19 protein-coding genes are annotated in these 17,868 nt (G+C 32.5%); 18 read left to right on the forward strand and 1 reads right to left on the reverse strand.

Going from position 1 to position 17,868, the window contains the following annotated elements:
* Nucleotides 1-724: 724 nt before the first annotated feature.
* On the reverse strand, nucleotides 725-1,996 hold the full coding sequence (locus ACZIYX_RS17905; RefSeq protein ID WP_462683628.1) for an NAD(P)/FAD-dependent oxidoreductase: 1,272 nt from the start codon (nucleotides 1,994-1,996) through the stop codon (nucleotides 725-727).
* Nucleotides 1,997-2,107: 111 nt separating this feature from the next.
* Here ACZIYX_RS17905 and flxA point away from each other — a divergent pair, with 111 nt between their 5' ends.
* The 18 genes from flxA to ACZIYX_RS17995 all read left to right on the forward strand — a co-directional run bounded on the left by flxA (nucleotide 2,108) and on the right by ACZIYX_RS17995 (nucleotide 17,867).
* The gene (gene flxA / locus ACZIYX_RS17910) at nucleotides 2,108-3,643 is read left to right on the forward strand and encodes a flexirubin biosynthesis tyrosine ammonia-lyase FlxA (protein ID WP_462683629.1); all 1,536 of its coding nucleotides are present in this window, start codon (nucleotides 2,108-2,110) and stop codon (nucleotides 3,641-3,643) included.
* A 260-nt stretch (nucleotides 3,644-3,903) separates the two neighbouring features.
* The gene (locus tag ACZIYX_RS17915; RefSeq protein ID WP_462683630.1) at nucleotides 3,904-5,037 is read left to right on the forward strand and encodes a WG repeat-containing protein; all 1,134 of its coding nucleotides are present in this window, start codon (nucleotides 3,904-3,906) and stop codon (nucleotides 5,035-5,037) included.
* 73 nt (nucleotides 5,038-5,110) lie between these two features.
* The gene (flxB, locus tag ACZIYX_RS17920) at nucleotides 5,111-5,842 is read left to right on the forward strand and encodes a flexirubin biosynthesis SDR family reductase FlxB (protein WP_462683631.1); all 732 of its coding nucleotides are present in this window, start codon (nucleotides 5,111-5,113) and stop codon (nucleotides 5,840-5,842) included.
* Nucleotides 5,843-5,858: 16 nt separating this feature from the next.
* The gene (locus tag ACZIYX_RS17925) at nucleotides 5,859-7,082 is read left to right on the forward strand and encodes a beta-ketoacyl-[acyl-carrier-protein] synthase family protein (RefSeq protein ID WP_462683632.1); all 1,224 of its coding nucleotides are present in this window, start codon (nucleotides 5,859-5,861) and stop codon (nucleotides 7,080-7,082) included.
* A 3-nt stretch (nucleotides 7,083-7,085) separates the two neighbouring features.
* Complete coding sequence (locus ACZIYX_RS17930) at nucleotides 7,086-7,334, forward strand: acyl carrier protein (protein ID WP_462683633.1); 249 nt, start codon at nucleotides 7,086-7,088, stop codon at nucleotides 7,332-7,334.
* 6 nt (nucleotides 7,335-7,340) lie between these two features.
* Nucleotides 7,341-8,228: an LpxL/LpxP family acyltransferase gene (locus ACZIYX_RS17935; RefSeq protein ID WP_462683634.1), complete on the forward strand. Its 888-nt coding sequence runs from the start codon at nucleotides 7,341-7,343 to the stop codon at nucleotides 8,226-8,228.
* A complete protein-coding gene (locus tag ACZIYX_RS17940; RefSeq protein ID WP_462683635.1) occupies nucleotides 8,225-9,151 on the forward strand; it encodes a dialkylrecorsinol condensing enzyme DarA in 927 nt (308 codons plus the stop codon). The genes ACZIYX_RS17935 and ACZIYX_RS17940 overlap by 4 nt, the downstream gene beginning before the upstream one ends.
* The gene (gene darB, locus ACZIYX_RS17945; RefSeq protein WP_462683636.1) at nucleotides 9,151-10,284 is read left to right on the forward strand and encodes a dialkylresorcinol biosynthesis protein DarB; all 1,134 of its coding nucleotides are present in this window, start codon (nucleotides 9,151-9,153) and stop codon (nucleotides 10,282-10,284) included. Before ACZIYX_RS17940 ends, darB begins: the two co-directional genes overlap by 1 nt.
* Before the next feature lies 1 nt (nucleotide 10,285).
* Nucleotides 10,286-10,723 carry a hypothetical protein gene (locus tag ACZIYX_RS17950; RefSeq protein WP_462683637.1) on the forward strand — a complete coding sequence of 146 codons (438 nt, stop codon included), beginning with the start codon at nucleotides 10,286-10,288 and terminating at the stop codon, nucleotides 10,721-10,723.
* Entirely contained in the window at nucleotides 10,713-11,171 is a 459-nt protein-coding gene (locus ACZIYX_RS17955) for an ABC transporter permease (protein WP_462683638.1), read from the forward strand. Before ACZIYX_RS17950 ends, ACZIYX_RS17955 begins: the two co-directional genes overlap by 11 nt.
* A 7-nt stretch (nucleotides 11,172-11,178) precedes the next feature.
* Nucleotides 11,179-11,586 carry a flexirubin biosynthesis protein DarG gene (DarG, locus tag ACZIYX_RS17960; protein ID WP_462683639.1) on the forward strand — a complete coding sequence of 136 codons (408 nt, stop codon included), beginning with the start codon at nucleotides 11,179-11,181 and terminating at the stop codon, nucleotides 11,584-11,586.
* Entirely contained in the window at nucleotides 11,576-12,571 is a 996-nt protein-coding gene (gene darH, locus ACZIYX_RS17965; RefSeq protein ID WP_462683640.1) for a BtrH-related acyltransferase DarH, read from the forward strand. Before DarG ends, darH begins: the two co-directional genes overlap by 11 nt.
* A 9-nt stretch (nucleotides 12,572-12,580) precedes the next feature.
* Entirely contained in the window at nucleotides 12,581-13,324 is a 744-nt protein-coding gene (locus ACZIYX_RS17970) for an ABC transporter ATP-binding protein (protein WP_462683641.1), read from the forward strand.
* Nucleotides 13,317-14,585, forward strand: a complete 1,269-nt coding sequence (locus ACZIYX_RS17975; protein WP_462683642.1) for an ABC transporter permease — start codon at nucleotides 13,317-13,319, stop codon at nucleotides 14,583-14,585. Before ACZIYX_RS17970 ends, ACZIYX_RS17975 begins: the two co-directional genes overlap by 8 nt.
* On the forward strand, nucleotides 14,575-15,024 hold the full coding sequence (locus tag ACZIYX_RS17980; protein ID WP_462683643.1) for an acyl-CoA thioesterase: 450 nt from the start codon (nucleotides 14,575-14,577) through the stop codon (nucleotides 15,022-15,024). Before ACZIYX_RS17975 ends, ACZIYX_RS17980 begins: the two co-directional genes overlap by 11 nt.
* The gene (locus tag ACZIYX_RS17985; RefSeq protein ID WP_462683644.1) at nucleotides 15,017-16,162 is read left to right on the forward strand and encodes a beta-ketoacyl synthase N-terminal-like domain-containing protein; all 1,146 of its coding nucleotides are present in this window, start codon (nucleotides 15,017-15,019) and stop codon (nucleotides 16,160-16,162) included. Before ACZIYX_RS17980 ends, ACZIYX_RS17985 begins: the two co-directional genes overlap by 8 nt.
* A 15-nt stretch (nucleotides 16,163-16,177) precedes the next feature.
* A complete protein-coding gene (locus ACZIYX_RS17990; protein WP_462683645.1) occupies nucleotides 16,178-17,239 on the forward strand; it encodes a methyltransferase in 1,062 nt (353 codons plus the stop codon).
* Between the two features lie 7 nt (nucleotides 17,240-17,246).
* Nucleotides 17,247-17,867 carry a 3-oxoacyl-ACP synthase gene (locus ACZIYX_RS17995; protein ID WP_462683646.1) on the forward strand — a complete coding sequence of 207 codons (621 nt, stop codon included), beginning with the start codon at nucleotides 17,247-17,249 and terminating at the stop codon, nucleotides 17,865-17,867.
* Nucleotide 17,868 lies beyond the last annotated feature (1 nt).

A 17,868-nucleotide genomic window follows, 5' to 3' on the forward strand; every position in this document is an offset into this window, starting at 1 on the left:
TATGTATCTTTTAAAGGACAAAAAGGTTGGATTCATAAAAGTAGAGTGAAAATAAATAACTAAAAAGTTAAGAATAGTAATAATTTTGAATATAAAAAGCGGAAGTATCTTAAAAAATCTTCCGCTTTTATTGATAGTAATGGCAAGGCAGAACTACAATTTACGATAGACGAGTGTTGGGAGCTGCAATATGCCAAAGAGGATAAAGGATATCTGGAGATTATACCAAAGGTTAACGATAATTTTTATGGGGGATTATCCACCAACCAGAACAATTATATCTACCGCCTTAAAGTAAGCCCCGAGGCAGAAAAACTAAATGTAGAAAAAAGCCCGCAAAGTTGTAATTTGGTACAAGTAGAGAAAGTAGCGGGGAGCAGGGATAAAAAGAGTAATAATGGTTGCCCTAATTGTGATGCAGATGAAAAAAGAAACAATCAAAAGTTTCTGTAAATAGAGTGCAAATAAAACAAGTCTTTTTTTTACTTTTAAGAGAAAGTTATGATCTGTTTCTCGATGCTATTGTAAGAAGCTGTCTAAAAAGTGATTTTTGATAAAATTTAGTAGAAATATTCATGATAATTTCTAAAAAAACTTTTTATTTCTTTCAGCAAAACCTTCTTTAGAACTATTTTTTTTGAAAAATTCACAATAAAAAAAGAGGGTGTTTGACTTTTCAGACACCCTCTTTTACTTCTTCTTGTACATTTAATAAATGTATCTGCTATTTTTTTTTGTTTTTAAGCTTATCTACGCTTTTTTTCTCGTCATTTTCTATATCTATAAAATGAGCAAATGTTTTGATTAATCTATTATGTTTGGTTACAAAAGGATTTGTTTTGTCCCAAACATAACCTGCCAGGACAGCACATATTTGTTTTTTGATTTCTGGGTTTTCAGGGCGATGAAAAAATAATTTCTGAAGATTTCCTGTGTACCACTCTTTTACATACGATGCAAAAACAGCTACCCCGTCTTTAATATATTTTGAGTATTCTTCTTCCCAGTCAACCACTTTATTATGTAGTTCTTTAGTAATAAGTTTTGCTGCCAACAAAGCAGATTCTGTGGCAAATGTAACACCCGAAGAAAATACAGGATCCAAAAATTCGGCACTATTTCCTGTTAATACATATCCTTTTCCATACAATTGTTTTACAGATTTTGAATAGTTTTTGATAAGCATAGGATCAAACATAAAACTAACATCTTTAAATCTCTCATAAAAATAATCTGAAAGTTTTAGCATTTGCATTAATTTTTCTGTCGCATTACCTTCAAAAGAATCCAGAAAATCTGTTGGCCCTACATAGCCTATACTGGTAACCCCATTAGAAAAAGGAATTACCCATAACCACGTTTCTGTACTAATCACATCAAATGTGATTAGTGTACCTTCCTTTCCGATAGGTCTGTGAATATCTTTAACATGCGTAAAAATAGAAGAGTGCTTAGGAAGCTCAGAAGGTTTGTCCAGATCTAATATTCTGGGCAATACTCTCCCATACCCGCTAGAATCTATAATATATTTTGCATGGATAACTTTATGTTTTCCATCTTTGTCTTTCAGAGTAGTTTTTGAAATATCATTTTCAAAAAGGACATCAATAACTTCTTCCTCAAAAGCAATATCAACCCCTTTTTTTATAAGCTCTTTTGCTAATGTGTTATCAAAATCTGCACGAGGTACTTGCCATGTCCAATCCCAGCCATCGGTATGCTTTTTGCTAAAGTCAAAATTACATACTTGCGATCCTTTTATAAACCGGGCTCCTGATTTTATTTCAAACCCAATATCTTTTAAACATTCTAATAAGCCCGCTTCTTCAAAATGATCCATACATCTGGGTAGCAGGCTTTCTCCGATCACAAATCTGGGAAAAGTATTTTTTTCTATAACCTTTATTTTAAAATCTTTAGCATGCAAATAAGAGGCCGCAACACAACCGGATGGACCAGCTCCAATTATTAAAACATCTATAATTTCATCATTCATAGCATTACTGTAGTTATTAATTCCCTAATTATTATAAATTTGCAAACCAAAATAACTGTTTTATTTTTGGTTATTGAAATAATATTCATTAAAATTTTGAGGAAAACATAAATGAGGATACTTAAAGGGAAACTAGAAATACAGGATTTTTTTAAAATTATATTTAATGAAGAACCAATTGCTATAGGAGAAAATGTTTTAGAGACGGTAGAAGAAAGTTTTAATTTTTTAAAAGAATTTTCTGAAAATAAAATCATTTATGGCGTAAATACAGGATTTGGGCCAATGGCACAATACAAAATAGATGATGACCAGAGAAACCAATTACAATATAATTTAATCAGGAGTCATGCATCGGGAACAGGAAACCCAATTCCTCCAATGTATGTAAAAGCAGCAATGCTAGCCCGGTTAAACACACTGTGCCTTGGGTATTCCGGGGTTCATAAATCTGTTATAGAAGTTATGACCTCTTTGATTAATAAAAACATTACCCCGCTTATTTATGAACACGGTGGCGTAGGTGCTAGTGGAGACTTAGTGCAATTAGCACATTTGGCTTTAACCCTTATTGGCGAAGGAGAAGTGTTTTATAAAGGAGAACGAAAAACCACTAAAGAAGTTTTTGAACAAGAAAACCTTAAGCCTATTACCGTTGCCTTAAGAGAAGGATTGGGTTTAATGAATGGTACTTCTGTAATGACAGGGGTAGGATTAGTAAATACTATTTATACAAGAAGACTGTTAAATTGGATGATTGCAGCATCATGCGCAATAAATGAAATAGTAAAAGCCTACGACGACCATTTATCTTATGAGCTTAACCACACAAAAAAGCATATCGGGCAACAACAAATAGCCAAGCAAATGCGTACACATCTGGAAAGCAGCTCTTTGATTAGAAAAAGAGAGGAATACCTGTATACCGATCAAACCGAAGTAACTGTTTTTAAAGAAAAAGTACAAGAATATTATTCATTACGCTGTGTTCCTCAAATATTAGGACCAGTATTGGATACATTAAACAATACAGAAAAAATTCTTATAGAAGAAGTAAACTCTGCCAATGATAATCCTATTATAGATGTTAAAGAAAAGCATGTGTATCATGGAGGGAATTTTCATGGAGATTACGTGTCTTTAGAAATGGATAAGCTGAAAATTGTAGTTACCAAAATGACCATGCTGGCAGAACGACAGTTAAATTATTTATTGAACTCAAAACTGAACGAGATACTCCCTCCGTTTGTAAATTTGGCTAAACTAGGTCTAAACTTTGGTATGCAAGGAGTGCAATTTACCGCTACTTCGACCACAGCAGAAAATCAAATGCTGTCCAATCCAATGTATGTACATAGTATCCCTAATAATAATGACAATCAGGATATTGTAAGTATGGGGACCAATGCAGCTTTAATTACAAAAAAAGTTATTGAAAATGCATTTGAGGTTGTAGCTATAGAATTAATTACAATTGTTCAGGCAATAGAGTACTTAGAAGTAAAAGATCAGGTTTCTTCCGATACCAAAAAAATGTACGATGCCATACGAAACATAGTTCCGGTATTTACAGAAGATGTTGTTATGTATCCTTATGTTAATCGGGTAAAAGATTTTATTATAACTAATGAAATAGCAGAAGCATAATGATTGCAAAAATACTTTTGATTGCTTTTGCTTTTGTTCAGGCTATAATTTCTATCTGGTCGACACAAAAGTATGTTATGCAATTGTATTGTTAAATCTATATAACAGGAATCAATTGATAATAACTAGTAATACCGTAGTCTCTTTACAGTGTATAATGTAATACAAAATATAGTTACTATATTTACAAAAGAGGTAGTTATACATCTGTATGAAAGCCGGATAAAAGATTTTATTACAAATAATAAAACTATAGAAACATGATAAGCACTAAATATTTTTTAATTTTTGTACTCTTTCTTTGTTCATTTGGTATAATATCTGCTCAAGAACTGGCATTAGCAAATTTTGAAGGCAAATTTGGCTATATTACAAAATCAGGGGATTGGCAAATAGCACCAACCTACAAGGATGCAAAAAACTTTTCTGAAGATTTGGCACCAGCATTAATAGATAAGTATTGGGGATTTATAAATAGAAAAGGAGAATGGGTTGTAAAACCTGATTATGATAAAGTTAAAGCTTTTGATTCTGGCATAGCAGTAGTTCTAAAAAATAAAGAATGGTTTTACATTAACAACAAAGGAGAAAAAATTCTTACTAATGTCAATACCGATAAAATCTATGACTTTAAAGATGGTTTTGCCATAATAAGAAATGAAGATAAAGTAGGGTTTATTAATACAAAAGGAGAAATCATAATAAAACCGAAATTTGAAAAAGTATTCGATTTTGAAAACGGATATGCTAAAGTAAAAGAAAATGAAAAATGGGGTTTGATAGACGGTTCTGGAAAATACTTTGTTAAACCCGATTTTGAAAGTATAAGTAATGTGTACAGCAATGTTATTGTCGCTACCAAAGGCCTGCTAAATGGATTAATTATCAAAGGACAATTCAAAGAAGTGCCCGGAGCTCAAAAGATTTGGGATTTTTCTGTAAATGGAGAATACGCTTATGCAAAAAAGAATGATAAAGTAGGATATATCAATAAAAATGGAGAATGGATAATTGAACCAATATTTGATAAGGCAAGAGCTTTTAAAAACGGATTAGCCCCTGTGTTTAAAGATGGTAAATGGGGATATATCAATACAAAAGGAGAAACAGCGATCCCTTTTAAATTTAAAGATGCAGAAATATTTAGTAACGACGGATTTGCACCGGTTAAATTAAAAAAATTGTGGGGATTTGTAAATACTAAAGGAGAACTTATTATTGAAGAAAATTATGAAATTACTGCAGGAGGTTTTTCGATTTTTGAAAAAAATACCCCAAAGGGTTTTGTAAATGGCTTAGCAAGAGTTAAATATAAAAAAGATTGGGGGTTTTTAAATACTAAAGGAGAAGTATTAAAAAATATGTGGTTTAAAAACCTGGAATTATTCAATTAATAAAAAACTTTGGAAGTTTTCCAAAATAAATTGAGATGGTTCACATCTAACTAAATAACAATACCAAAAATAAATGAAATGTGCTTTGATAACAGGTGGTTCCAGAGGAATTGGAAAAGCAATTTGCATACAACTCGCTAAAGACACGAACTATCATATACTAATAAATTACAATAGCAATGAAGTTGCCGCAAAAGACACTCTTCTAGAAGTGGAAGCAGCTGGCAAAACCGCAGAAATCATTCAATTTAATGTAGATGACTATGAGGATGTAAAAACAAAATTGGATTTGTGGCAAGAGAACAATAAAGAAGCTGTAATTGAAGTCATTATAAATAATGCCGGAATCACAAGAGATGGGTTATTTATGTGGATGCCCCAAAAGGACTGGAAAGATGTAATTAACACATCTCTTGATGGATTTTATAATGTTACAAATCATTTAATTCAAAAATTATTACGAAACAGATACGGGAGGATTGTAAATATAGCCTCTGTGTCAGGAGTTAAAGGAACAGCAGGGCAAACCAATTATTCTGCTGCAAAAGGAGCTATGGTAGGGGTGACAAAAGCTTTGGCGCAAGAGGTAGCCAAAAGAAACATTACCGTAAATGCAGTTGCACCCGGATTTATTAAGACAGATATGACCAATGAATTGGACGAAAACGAGCTTAAAAAGCTGATTCCGGTTAACAGGTTTGGAGAAGCCGAAGAAGTTGCACACCTGGTATCTTTTCTGGTTTCTAAAAAAGCCTCATATATTACTGGCGAAGTTATTAATATAAACGGAGGGATTTACTCATAAAATATTCAAAAAATATATGAGAAGAGTTGTAATTACAGGAATGGGGATATATTCTTGTATCGGTGAAAATTTAGAACAAGTAAAAACATCACTATACAATGGAACATCTGGAATTGGATTTGACCAAGAAAGACAAGAATTTGGATATCGGTCTTGTTTAACAGGAGTAATAAAAGAACCCGATCTTAAAAATATACTATCCAGACGACAACGTATTAGTATAGGTGAAGAAACAGCCTATGCGTATGTAGCGACGCTAGAAGCCTTAAAAAATGCAAAAATAGATCAGGTTTTTCTTGATGAAAATGAAGTAGGTATACTTTATGGCAATGACAGTACAGCAAAATCTGTTATTGAATCTGTAGATAAAATTAGGGAAAAAAAGGATACAACATTAGTAGGTTCCGGAGCTATTTTTAAAGGAATGAACTCTACCGTTACGATGAACCTTTCTACCATTTTTAAATTAAAAGGAATAAACTTTACAATTAGTGCAGCATGTGCCAGCGGTTCTCATGCAATAGGTCTGGCATATCAAATGATTAAAAGCGAAATGCAGGATTGTATTATTTGTGGTGGTGCACAGGAGATCAATAAACTGGCAATGGGAAGTTTTGACGGATTGGGAGTGTTTTCTACAAATATAGAAAATCCCGAAAAAGCTTCACGCCCTTTCGATAAAAACCGGGATGGATTAGTCCCTAGTGGCGGTGGAGCCACATTAATAGTAGAAAGCTATGAATCTGCCGTTAAAAGAGGAGCTCCAATATTAGGAGAAATCGTAGGATATGGATTCTCTTCAAATGGAGAACATATCTCTACCCCAAACGTCGATGGACCCTCCAGAGCAATGAAAAAAGCTTTGCAACAAGCAAATATCGATTCTTCAACTATTGATTATATAAATGCACATGCTACTTCAACACCAGTTGGAGATGCCAATGAAGCAAAAGCAATACTTGAAGTTTTTGGAGAAAATGGACCTTATGTAAGCTCTACAAAATCAATGACAGGGCATGAATGCTGGATGGCAGGAGCAAGCGAGGTTATTTACTCTATGCTTATGATGCAGCACTCTTTTATTGCTCCAAATATAAATTTAGAAAATCCCGATGAAGATGCAGCTAAACTAAATTTGGTTGAGAAAACCCTGAATAAAAAAATTGATGTATTTTTGTCTAATTCTTTTGGGTTTGGGGGAACAAATTCAGCATTGATAATAAAAAAAATTAATAAATAAAATATGGATAAAGAAGTTATTATTGAGAAGATAAACGACTTTCTTGTTGATGAATTTGAAGTAGAGAAAGATGATATTTTTCCAGAAGCAAACTTAAAAGAAGCCCTTGAGCTGGATAGCCTGGATTTTGTTGATCTTGTAGTAGCTGTTGAATCCAATTTTGGGGTAAAATTAATAGGCGAGGACTTTGTAAATGTGGTAACACTTCAAGATTTTTACGATCTTATAGAAAACAAAATAAAATCGCTATAGGCATATATGACTACTGAATGGAAAGGGAAGTCCAGAGGTACTGTGTTTGGATATAAAATATTTGTTTTTTTTATTCAAAAAGTAGGGCTGAGCTCTGCTTATTTTGTTTTGTATTTTGTTGCCCTGTATTTCTGTTTTTTCTCTTTGGCCAGTAGTAGATCTATATATTATTATTTTAATACAAGACTTAAATATTCTAAGCGTAAAAGTATTTTTAAAATATTTCAAAGCTATTATGTTTTTGGTCAAACTATTATTGATAAGGTGGCTATATCTTCGGGTCTTAGAAATAAATTTACATATAATTTTGATGGTGTCGAACTAATAAATGAAACACTAAAGCAAAAAAAAGGAGGGGTTCTTATTAGCGCGCACCTTGGTAACTTTGAAATTGCAGAGCATTTTTTTGGAGAACTGGAAGAAAATGCAGCAATTAGCCTCCTTACAACAAATACAGAACATACTGCTATAAAAGACTATCTGGATAGTGTTGTGCAAAAATCTAATATCAAGTTTATTTATATAAAAGAAGATCTTTCTCATATCTTTCATATTAATGCAGCTCTGGCAAGAAATGAAATTGTATGTATTACAGGAGATCGTTATTTTGAAGGAGCCAAATATTTAATTCAGGACCTGTTAGGGCAAGAAGCTAAGTTTCCGGCAGGCCCCTTCCTTTTAGCCTCAAGATTAAAAGTACCAGTGCTTTTTGTGTATGTAATGAAAGAAACCAATACACATTACCACCTTTATGCCAGAAAAGCAAAAGCAAAACACAGAGATGCCAAAGAGCTGTTAAAAGAATATACAGAAAGCGTAAAATGGATGTTAGATAAATATCCTTTACAATGGTTTAACTATTTCGATTTTTGGAATGCAAAAAAAGACAGATGAAAGAAGTATTGGTTATTTACTATTCACAAACAGGACAGCTGTTTGACATTGTTAGTAATATATCCTCTTCTTTAGAGGACGAAGATATAAATGTAACATATCTTCAGATAACCCCTAAGGATATGTACGAATTTCCTTGGAAAAAAGAAGCCTTTTTTGATGTATTCCCCGAGTCCTTCCTTCAAATTCCAAGCCCTGTTGAAGAACCTGACCCCAAAATATTCAACAAAAAATATGATCTGGTTATTTTAGGGTACCAAGTCTGGTATTTAACCCCATCCATTCCTGTCAATTCTTTTTTGAAATCCGAAAACGCAAAAAAAATACTCAATAATACCCCGGTAATTACTGTTATTGGATGTAGGAATATGTGGATTCAAGCACAAGAAAAAGTAAAAACTCTTTTGGTTTCTTGTAATGCAAAACTAGTTGGCAATATAGCATTGGTAGACAGACATATTAATCATATAAGTGTGCTAACCATAACACACTGGATGTTTAAAGGCAAAAAAAACAGGCTTTTAGGATTTTTTCCTAAACCAGGAATCTCTGATAAGGACATAAGTAATGTAGTAACTTTTGTACCTTCTATAAAAAAAGCATTACGGGCAAACAACTATGTAGGTTTGCAAAAAGAAATAGTAAAGTTAGGAGCAGTAAAAATTAAACCATTTTTAGTCTTAGCAGACAAAAGAGCCAATCTATTGTTTTCTAAATGGGCAAACCTAATATATAAAAGAGGGAAAGCAGGAGATCCAAAACGCAAAAAAAATCTTATTTTATTTAATTATTATTTGTTATTTGCTATTTGGATTATAGCACCACTAGTTTTTATTGTATTTTTGGTTACTTATATCTTTATGTATAAAAAAATAACCAGAGAAAAAATATATTATTCATCTGTTGACACAAAGAACAATTAATGAAAGACGTTTACATTACCAGAATATCAAAGTTTTTACCTAATGAACCTGTCGATAATGAAGATATGGAAGAAAGATTAGGTGTTGTTAATGGAAAAACATCTAAGGCCAGACGTGTTGTTTTACGTAACAATCAAATTAAAACCAGATATTACGCTCTTAATGATAAAGGAGAAATAACACATAATAATGCCCAACTTACCAAAGAAGCAATAGAACTTTTATGTGATGAAGATTTTACTACAGAAAACATTCAGTTGTTATCCTGTGGGACCGGAAGCCCGGATCAGATATTGCCATCTCATGCCGCTATGGTTCATGGATTTTTAAAAAATGGAAACATAGAAATCAATTCCCCTTCAGGAGCTTGTTGTTCTGGAATGAATGCTTTAAAATATGGTTATTTGGCAATCAAATCCGGACAAAATACCAATGCCGTTTGCACAGGGTCTGAACGAGCATCATCATGGATGAAATCTGGTATTTTTGAAAATGAAATAGAACATTTGAAAAAACTGGAAGAAACACCAATATTGGCTTTTAATAAAGATTTTTTACGTTGGATGTTATCCGATGGGGCAGGAGCCTTCCTTTTAGAAGATCAGCCTAATGGTAAGCTGCCATTAAAAATAGAATGGATGGAAGGTTATTCTTATGCAGGTCAAATCGAGGCATGTATGTATGCAGGAGGAGATAAGCTGGATACCGGATTGTTAAAATCATGGAGCGAATACCCCTCTGAGGAATGGGCTCAAAAATCATTGTTCGCAATAAAACAAGATGTTAAGCTACTTGCCGAAAATATCCTTGTAAAAGGAGTAGACAGTTTAAAAAAAGCACTAACAAAACATAATGTCAAACCTGAAGATATAACCTACTATCTGCCACATATTTCTTCGTACTATTTTAAAGAAAATTTATACCAGGAAATGAAAAATAATGCGGTAGAAATTCCATGGGAAAATTGGTTTATGAACTTAAAAAAAGTCGGTAATATCGGAGCGGCATCAATTTATATAATGTTGGAAGAACTGGTTGCATCAGGAAACCTTAAAAAAGGAGATAAAATATTATTGTCTGTTCCCGAAAGTGCAAGATTTTCTTATACCTATGCTTATTTAACAGTATGCTAAAATGAAAACAATAAACTTGCCTCTCACAAATATTGAACACCTCATACCTCAAAAAAAACCATTCGAAATGGTAAGTGCTTTGCTAGAGTTTTCAGAGACAAGTGTAGTATCGTCTTTAAAAATAAAAGAAGAAAATATCTTTTTTAAAGATAATTTATTTTTAGAACCCGGGCTCATAGAAAACATGGCCCAGACTGTCGCATTACATACAGGTTATGACTATTTTCTTAAAGGAAAACCAGCTCCAACAGGATATATCGGTTCCATAAAAAAAATAGAAATTTTTTCTCTTCCAAAATTGAATGAAACCATAACAACCAAGGCTGAAATCTTACATGAATTTATGGGGGTTACCATGGTAAAAATAGAAGTGTTTAATGCAAAAAAAGAAAAAATTGCCTCTGGAGAAATGAAAACCGTTATTGCTAATGATGAATAAATTTCAAAAATTAGATATCGCTAAATTTTTGCCACACAGAGCCCCGTTTTTAATGGTAGATAAAGTATTGTCCATAGATGATAATCACGTATTGACATCATTTGATATAAAATCAGACTGTATTTTTGTTAAAAACAATATTTTTAATGAAATAGGATTGATCGAAAACGCAGCACAAACCTGTTCGGCAATAGTTGGTAAAAGTTATTTTGAAGACGATGATATAGAAGGTAATGGAACCAAACTTATTGGTTTTATTAGTGCAATAAAAAAAGTAACTATTTATCATTGCCCCTGCGCAGAAAAAACAATAGTATCCAAAGCTGTTTTAAAATCCAGATTCGATACAGAACAATACAGCATTTGTACATTAGAGTGTAATATATACGAAGAAGAGAAAGAATTATTATCTTGTGAAATGAATTTATTTATTCAAGAAGTAAAATAGGTTTGTTATGAAAGAAAGTGAAGTTCCGCAAGACAAAAGTAGTTTAGAGTCCTCTAATTTTAAAGAGCTATGCTATGCAGTTAACGATAATGGAGAATACACAACAGCAAGCAGTAGTGGATGGACTCCCAAAACTATAGCCTTAAACAACGCTATACAAGAAATAAACGAGCGTGTGGAAAACGCAAAAAAAAGAGTTATAAATAAGGAAACAAGCCCTATAGAGTACTATATGGAACTTCATAAAATGGATGTAGGGATTTTGGCAAGTTATGTTGGTCTGTGGCAATGGCGAGTTAAAAGGCATTTTAAACCAAAAGTGTTTCAAAAACTACCTCAAAAAATAGTACAAAAATACGCTGACATTTTTGAAATAACGGTAGATCAATTAAAACATATTGAACATGGAAATTAATTTTACACACCATCAATCTGCACACTGTGAAAATGGTGTTGTGTCTAATTTAATGAAACACAATGGATTCAATGTTAGTGAACCCATGGTATTTGGTATTGGATCAGGTTTGTTATTTTGCTATATACCATTTTTAATGGTAAATCACGCCCCTGCCCTTACCTATAGAGCAATGCCCGGATTTATTTTTAAACGATTTGCCAAAAGGGTTGGGATAAAAATAAAACGAGAAAAATTTAAAACCCCTCAAAAGGCAAAAGCTCGTTTAGACGAAAACCTTCATAAAAATAACCCTGTAGGACTTCAGGTAGGAGTATATAATCTGGTATATTTTCCAGACGAATACAGATTTCATTTTAATGCCCATAACCTGGTTGTTTATGGCAAAAAAGAGGATACCTATTTAATAAGCGATCCCGTAATGGAAACAGTAACAACCTTAACAGAAAAAGAATTAGAAAAAGTACGTTTTGCCAAAGGCGCTTTTGCTCCCAAAGGGCACATGTATTATCCTACAGATTTTCCCAAAGAACTAACTATAGAAAAAGCTATAGTACAAGGAATAAAACAAACGTGCAGAGATATGCTGGCTCCAGTGCCAATCGTTGGAGTTAAAGGGATTCGGACAGTTGCTAAGTTAATTCGAAAATGGCCAAAAAAGAAAGGAACAAAAGTAGCTAACCATTACTTGGGACAAGTAGTAAGGATGCAGGAAGAAATAGGGACCGGAGGCGGAGGATTTCGATATATCTATGCAGCTTTTTTGCAAGAAGCAGGTAAACTCCTAAAAAACGATAAGCTAACCAAATTATCCGCAGAAATGACTTTGATAGGGGACTCGTGGAGAGATTTTGCCTTGGATGCCTCTCGTATTTATAAAAACAGAAGTGCTAAAGAGGATGTATATAACAATATAGCTTTACAATTAGAAACTATAGCAAATCAGGAAGAAACATTCTTTAAAAGACTAAAGAAAGCTATTTAATAATAAGGCATGATTAATATTGAACAATTATCTAAAAAATACAAAGACGCAGACACGTACTCTTTATCAAATTTAGATTTGTTTATTGCCGAAAAAGAAATTTTTGGACTACTTGGCCCAAATGGAGCAGGAAAAACTACTTTGATTTCATTACTGTGCTCTTTAATAAAACCAACATCAGGAACCTTTGCCATAGATGGATTGACCTATAAAACTTCAAAAAACCAATTGAAACAATTAATAGGGATAGTACCGCAAGAGTACGCTTTATACCCATCTTTGACAGCTTTTGAAAACCTTATGTATTTTGGGGGCATGTATGGGTTAAAAGGCAAAGAATTAAAACTTAAAGTAATGGAAGCAATGGATATACTAGGGCTGTCCAGATTTGCAAATAAAAAAGTAGACACATTTTCTGGCGGAATGAAACGGCGCGTTAATTTGATAGCAAGTATATTACATGAGCCTAAAGTGTTATTTTTGGACGAACCAACCGTAGGGGTAGATGTGCAATCCAAAAACGTAATTATTAAGTATTTAAGGGATTTGAATAAAAAAGGAACCACTATTGTTTATACATCACATCACCTTAATGAAGCCGAAGATTTTTGTACTAAAGTTGCAATTATAGATCACGGAAAAATAATAACCCAAGGGCAACCAAAAGAACTAATTTCTAATCAAGAAAATGCAAATAATCTGGAAGACATATTTTTATCCTTAACAGGAAAAGCACTAAGGGATCATGCATAAATTATTAGCATCTACATACAAAGAGTTTTTATTGCTTACCAGGGATATTGGGGGGATTGCCATTTTATTTATAATGCCAGTCGTGTTAATTATAACTATAACAATAATTCAAGATAGTTCTTTTAAAGCTATCGGAGAAAATAAAATACCAATACTTCTTGTAAATAATGACAATGGTTTAGTATCCGAAACTATAATTAACAGTTTGACAGAATCTAATACTTTTCAGGTTATTCAAAAAAACGAAGAAGAAAAAGCAAAAGAACTAGTATTTAAAGGAGATTATCAATTAGCTATAATAATTCCCGAAAAGTTGTCAACGGATTTAGAAAAGAAGGTTAACCAGAATGTAGAAAGTATTTTGGCTAAGTTTGGGTTGGAAGAAGAGGTTGGGGTTAAGCCAAAAGAAAAAATTTTAAATAAAGAAGTCAGGCTTTATTTTGATCCTGCTACCCAACAAACTTTTAAAAGTTCAGTAAAAAATGGTATTGATAAAATGATTTCTAAAATAGAAACACAATCTATATACAATGCTTTTCAGGAACAAATATCCGAAGACGATACAGAAGCCGTTTTTGAAACAGATAATTTTATTAGTTTTAAAGAAATAGTACCAAAGCAAGGAGATAAAGAAATGATTCCTAATTCTGTTCAACATAATATACCTGCCTGGACACTATTTGCGATCTTTTTTATTATTGTACCATTATCTATAAATATAGTAAAAGAAAAAAATCAGGGAACCTTTGTGCGATTAAGAACAAACCCGGTGTCGTACGCAACAGTTTTGGGAGGAAAAACAATCGTTTATTTAGCCGTTTGCTTAATTCAATTCGTTTTAATGCTGTTGATAGGTGTGTTTTTGTTTCCCAAAATGGGCCTGCCAACATTAGACGTTTCAGAAAGATTGCCTAATTTATTTATTGTGGCCTTTTTTGCAGGCTTAGCAGCAATCGGTTTAGGTTTATTGTTAGGTACAGTTGCAAAAACACAAGAACAATCAGCACCATTTGGGGCAACCTTTGTAGTTATCCTGGCAGCTTTGGGAGGTGTTTGGGTACCAGTTTTTATAATGCCAAAATTCATGCAGCTTTTATCAAATATTTCACCAATGAACTGGGGTTTAAATGCTTTTTATGACGTGTTTTTAAGGAATGCTGGTTTTGTAGAAATTATTCCCGAAATAACATTACTTTTATCGTTTTTTATAATAACAGCCTTAATTTCTATTATTTATAATGAAAAGAAAAATGCAGTATAAAAATAATAAGGAAATAAGTTTTATTACTCAGGTAAGAGTGCGATTTGTAGAAACCGACCCTTTAGGGATCGTTTGGCATGGTAATTATATTCAATATTTTGAAGATGGCAGAGAAGCTTTTGGAAGGCATCATGGTATTTCTTATCTGGATCAAAAAAAATTTGGCTATGCCACGCCAATTGTAAAATCCAGTACAGAACATAAATTACCTTTGCGGTATGGAGATATTGCCACTATAAAAACAATTTATGTAGACAGCCCTGCCGCCAAAATGATTTTTAGATATGAAATCTATAATCAAGATCAAAAATTAGTTTGTACAGGTGAAACAGTACAAGTATTTGTAGGAGATACAGGAAATGGGGATTTATCTCTTACAATACCATCTTTTTTTAAAAAATGGAAACAAAAAGAAGGACTTATAAGTATAGATGAATAAAATTTACGCTTCATATAATAATATAATATCATCCCTTGGTTTTGATAGTGAATCTGTTGTGCAAAATATTCATGATCAAAACTCTGGCTTACAGCTTATAGAAGATAAAAGTATATTGTCTCAGCCATTTTATTCTTCCATAATAAACAAAAAAGATTTACTTGTCAATTTTAATTTGCTAGGTATTAAAGGAAATTTTACCCACTTAGAACAAATGATGATTTCATCATTAAGTAAAGTCATAAGTTTATCAAAAATACCATTGACCAATCGGGCAGGGCTAATAATTTCAACCACAAAAGGAAATATAGATGTTTTGGATAAAAACAGTAAATTCCCCAAAGAGAGAGCTTATTTAAGCACATTAGGGCAAGTAATAAAAGAAGCGTTGGGTTTTAAAAAAGAAGCTATTGTAGTTTCAAATGCATGTGTTTCAGGAATTTTATCTATTGCAATAGCAAAACGATACATTAATCAAGGAGTATATGATAATGTATTTATCGTTAGCGGAGACATTGTAACTGAATTTATAGTAACCGGATTTAATTCATTTCAGGCATTAAGTAATGAACCATGCAAACCTTATGATAAAAACCGATCAGGAGTAAATATAGGAGAAGTTGCAGCAAGTATTTTGATCACTAAGGATGAAAATGCTTTGTCAAAAAATGCAGTTGTTGTTTTGGGAGAAGGTTCTGGTAATGATGCAAACCATATTTCTGGCCCCTCCCGAACCGGAGAAGGATTGTGTCGAAGTGTAAAATCTGCTGTAAATGAAAGTAATCTTACTTTTGAAAACATTGACTACATTTCAGCACATGGCACAGCAACATTGTTTAATGACGAAACAGAAGCAATCGCATTTAACAGATTAGGATTAAATAAAGTACCATTAAATAGTTTAAAAGGCTATTTTGGACACACATTAGGAGCCTCAGGACTGGTAGAGACTATTGTCGGGATGCATTCATTACAAAACAATACCTTGTATACCTCTTTAGGATTTAGCGAGCCGGGAGTATCAAAACCTTTAAATATTATAACAAAAACAACATCAAAAAAATTAGATGTTTTTTTAAAAACAGCCTCTGGATTTGGAGGCTGTAATACAGCAGTATTATTTCAAAAAGTAAAATAATTTATTCTAAAAGATATGTCAATTCAAAAGATAAAAGCTATAGATGCAATTCAGGAAGCTCAAAAAATAGCTTTTGCGCCTTTTGTTTTTCAAGCTACAATTTCATTAAGAAAACTAGGTGTTCTAGATCTTATTTTTAATAGACGAAAAAAAGGAGGGATTTCTATAGAGGATATTTCCAAAGAACTATCCATTAGCGTTTATGGTATTGGAGTTCTGTTAGAAATTGCCGAAAGCTCAAATATTGTTATCAAAAACGACGATAACAAATATGAGATCACTACAATTGGTTATTTTTTGACATATAATAAAACGGTCGACGTTAATATTAATTTCACCAATGATGTGTGTTATAAAGGGCTGTACCATTTAAACGATTCTATTAAAGAAGGAAAACCAGAAGGATTAAAAGAATTAGGAAACTGGGATACTATATACGAAGGCCTGTCACAATTAACTCCCGAAGTACAAAAATCCTGGTTTGAATTTGACCATCACTATTCTGATGACATATTTCAAGATGCCCTAGAAATAGTTTTTAGAAAAAACCCTGGATTGATATTTGATATTGGAGCCAATACAGGAAAATTTGCAATTAGTGGTTGCAAGTACAATGAAACAGTATCTATAAAAATGATTGATTTGCCAGGGCAGTTAAAAAAAGCATTGGTTAATGTAAAAGATAAAGGATTTGAAAATCGGGTTTCAGGGCATGAAATAGATTGGTTGTCAGAAAACCCTAAAATCCCTACAGGAGCAGATGTTATTTGGATGTGCCAGTTTTTGGATTGCTTTTCTAAAGATGAAATTTTAAAAATATTAAAAGTTTGTGTTGGATCCATGGAGGAGAATACAGAGCTTTTAATTATGGAAACATATACAGACAGACAAAAATTTGATAATGCTAAGTTTATTTTAGAAGCTACATCCTTATATTTTACCGTATTGGCCAATGGAAACAGTAAAATGTATAAAGCAACCGAATTGATGGAACTGGTAGACCAAGCTGGGTTGACCATAAAAGAAGATTTAGCGGTTGGAGAATATCATACCATATTTGTTTGTAAAAAAAAGTAACTGATTTATGAATGCCAATTATTACATAAAATCATTTAGCCAGATAAAAAATAATAAGGTAGCATTAAATAAATCTGTGTTGTATAATTGTGAAGAATCTTTTGATTTTTTAGAATTTATAAAAGCAGCGTACAGAAGTATGGATATCAAATATCCCAAGTTTTTTAAAATGGATGGGCTAAGCAAACTAGCTTTTTTGGCATCCGAAGTTTTATTAAGCAAAGAAAAACTAAATCCCGAAGAAGAAAATAACATTGCTATAGTGTTTTCAAATAAATCATCAAGTTTAGATACCGACAAAAAACATCAGGAATCTATTCAGGATAAAGATAATTATTATCCAAGCCCCGCAGTTTTTGTATATACATTGCCCAATATTTGTATTGGGGAGATAAGTATTAAACATAAATTATATTCTGAAAATAGTTTTTTTATCTTTGACAGCTTTAATGCACAATATCTGTTAGACTACACAAACAGTTTGCTGTCTGCAAACAAAGCCAGCGAAGTACTTTGCGGTTGGGTAGAGTTTGATGGAATAACGTATGAAGCGTTTTTATATTTGGTTTCTAAAGAAGGAACTATAGCACATACCAAAAAAAATATAGTAAAATTATATAATACATAAT

The sequence above is a fragment of the Aquimarina sp. genome, assembly GCF_977115655.1.

Excerpts from the sequence above, each read along its gene's own strand:
- ACZIYX_RS17905 (WP_462683628.1), bottom strand. The coding sequence starts at position 1,996 with ATGAATGATGAAATTATAGATGTTTTAATAATTGGAGCTGGTCCATCC.
- flxA (WP_462683629.1), top strand. The coding sequence starts at position 2,108 with ATGAGGATACTTAAAGGGAAACTAGAAATACAGGATTTTTTTAAAATT.
- ACZIYX_RS17915 (WP_462683630.1), top strand. The coding sequence starts at position 3,904 with ATGATAAGCACTAAATATTTTTTAATTTTTGTACTCTTTCTTTGTTCA.
- flxB (WP_462683631.1), top strand. The coding sequence starts at position 5,111 with ATGAAATGTGCTTTGATAACAGGTGGTTCCAGAGGAATTGGAAAAGCA.
- ACZIYX_RS17925 (WP_462683632.1), top strand. The coding sequence starts at position 5,859 with ATGAGAAGAGTTGTAATTACAGGAATGGGGATATATTCTTGTATCGGT.
- ACZIYX_RS17930 (WP_462683633.1), top strand. The coding sequence starts at position 7,086 with ATGGATAAAGAAGTTATTATTGAGAAGATAAACGACTTTCTTGTTGAT.
- ACZIYX_RS17935 (WP_462683634.1), top strand. The coding sequence starts at position 7,341 with ATGACTACTGAATGGAAAGGGAAGTCCAGAGGTACTGTGTTTGGATAT.
- ACZIYX_RS17940 (WP_462683635.1), top strand. The coding sequence starts at position 8,225 with ATGAAAGAAGTATTGGTTATTTACTATTCACAAACAGGACAGCTGTTT.
- darB (WP_462683636.1), top strand. The coding sequence starts at position 9,151 with ATGAAAGACGTTTACATTACCAGAATATCAAAGTTTTTACCTAATGAA.
- ACZIYX_RS17950 (WP_462683637.1), top strand. The coding sequence starts at position 10,286 with ATGAAAACAATAAACTTGCCTCTCACAAATATTGAACACCTCATACCT.
- ACZIYX_RS17955 (WP_462683638.1), top strand. The coding sequence starts at position 10,713 with ATGATGAATAAATTTCAAAAATTAGATATCGCTAAATTTTTGCCACAC.
- DarG (WP_462683639.1), top strand. The coding sequence starts at position 11,179 with ATGAAAGAAAGTGAAGTTCCGCAAGACAAAAGTAGTTTAGAGTCCTCT.
- darH (WP_462683640.1), top strand. The coding sequence starts at position 11,576 with ATGGAAATTAATTTTACACACCATCAATCTGCACACTGTGAAAATGGT.
- ACZIYX_RS17970 (WP_462683641.1), top strand. The coding sequence starts at position 12,581 with ATGATTAATATTGAACAATTATCTAAAAAATACAAAGACGCAGACACG.
- ACZIYX_RS17975 (WP_462683642.1), top strand. The coding sequence starts at position 13,317 with ATGCATAAATTATTAGCATCTACATACAAAGAGTTTTTATTGCTTACC.
- ACZIYX_RS17980 (WP_462683643.1), top strand. The coding sequence starts at position 14,575 with ATGCAGTATAAAAATAATAAGGAAATAAGTTTTATTACTCAGGTAAGA.
- ACZIYX_RS17985 (WP_462683644.1), top strand. The coding sequence starts at position 15,017 with ATGAATAAAATTTACGCTTCATATAATAATATAATATCATCCCTTGGT.
- ACZIYX_RS17990 (WP_462683645.1), top strand. The coding sequence starts at position 16,178 with ATGTCAATTCAAAAGATAAAAGCTATAGATGCAATTCAGGAAGCTCAA.
- ACZIYX_RS17995 (WP_462683646.1), top strand. The coding sequence starts at position 17,247 with ATGAATGCCAATTATTACATAAAATCATTTAGCCAGATAAAAAATAAT.